The sequence below is a fragment of the Neglectibacter sp. X4 genome, from assembly GCF_009917365.1.
GTDB lineage: Bacteria > Bacillota > Clostridia > Oscillospirales > Acutalibacteraceae > Acutalibacter.
The window spans coordinates 1-1291 of record NZ_QWLE01000155.1; the positions used below are offsets into that span (position 1 = coordinate 1).

Sequence of the window (1291 nt, forward strand, 5' to 3'; positions counted from 1 at the left end):
CATGAAGGACGATGGCTACACTACTGAGTACATAAAACGTATTGAGTGGGAGATCAAATGGCTCCGGCGTACAAGAAACCGAACTGGACGACCGTACTTTCATCAAGCGGCTGTCTGTGGTTGACCCGGAGGAAATCATCCGGCGCGGCAAGATGGATTTTTCCACCAATAAAGCCGCTCTCCGTTTTGCCCGCGTCATTCTGGAAAAGTATAACAGCCAACAGCGTGGCGGGCATAAGCTGCCCTACCGCTTTAAGGGCTGATAGGAAATCGTACATAGGAGCCGCAGACACTTCCCGTCTGCGGCCCTTTTCATTGCAAGGGAGGTTTTATGGACACAGTAACGAAAGAGCCAAAATCCCCTGCTGTGGAGCCGTCCGAGCAGGGCTACCAGCTTACCATCGGGCGCGACACCATCCGGGTGGTCAGCGTTTTCAGCGGCACAAGGACGGCAAGCGAAGCCATCCACGAAGCCGCCGTGAAGAAAATCCTTTACGATACAAGCAGTTGAAACTTGTGTGTAATATCGTCAGAAGCAGCAGGCTGTCAGCTTGACTTTAACACTTTAATGTGGTACAGTATAGATGACAGACGAGCATAAACCCTGTTGTTTCTCGGACTGATAAGGAGGCAGTTTTATGAGAGAACAACAGAATTACAGAGCCGCTATCTATTGCCGGCTTTCTTCCGAAGATGGAGCCGACCACGAATCTATGAGCATTGGGAACCAGCGGGCATTGCTGACCGAGTATGTGCAGAAACAGGGCTTCCGGGGATTCCTCCCCCACTAAGACAAGGCCGGGGATATCCGCTACCGCCAGCAGGGGGTTGATGGTTTTCTGCCCGTGCTCTGCCAAAACCCGTCCCCCAGGCTGGGGCACAGTCTCAAAATCATACGCTGTGCCGGCAAAGGTGTTTGGGAAAAACTTCTGGAAATTCTGATTGACGAACCGGATTATGAATGGCTGATGATCGATGCCAGCCATATCAAAGTGCATCCTCAGGCGGCGGGAGCGAAGGGTGGCAATCAGGATATGACCAGGACAAAAGGGGGCTCAACACCAAAATACATCTGGCCGTGGATGCGAATGGTATGCCAGTCCGAATCCTTGTTACAGAAGGTACCCGAGCGGATTGTAAAGAAGCTGTCCACCTGATCGAGGGTATTTCTGCGGAAATCCTGCTGGCAGACCGGGGCTATGACACAAATGATATCCTGGCCTATGCGGTTTCGGCTGGGATGGAACCTGTGATCCCACCGAAAAAGAACCGTAAAGAACAGCGTGACTAT

Annotated in this window: 3 protein-coding genes and 1 pseudogene; all 4 read left to right on the top strand. The window is 52.0% G+C overall.

The window, feature by feature from the left end; genetic code table 11:
• Window positions 1–41 precede the first annotated feature (41 nt).
• Window positions 42–263, top strand: coding sequence for a DUF6551 family protein (locus D1841_RS17335; RefSeq protein WP_237076456.1), 222 nt, complete (start codon window positions 42–44; stop codon window positions 261–263).
• A 68-nt stretch (window positions 264–331) separates the two neighbouring features.
• Complete coding sequence (locus D1841_RS17340; protein WP_016303769.1) at window positions 332–511, top strand: hypothetical protein; 180 nt, start codon at window positions 332–334, stop codon at window positions 509–511.
• Window positions 512–638: 127 nt separating this feature from the next.
• Window positions 639–791: a recombinase gene (locus D1841_RS17345; RefSeq protein WP_161880165.1), complete on the top strand. Its 153-nt coding sequence runs from the start codon at window positions 639–641 to the stop codon at window positions 789–791.
• 111 nt (window positions 792–902) lie between these two features.
• Window positions 903–1291: pseudogene (locus tag D1841_RS17350) on the top strand (IS5 family transposase); the annotation flags it as partial.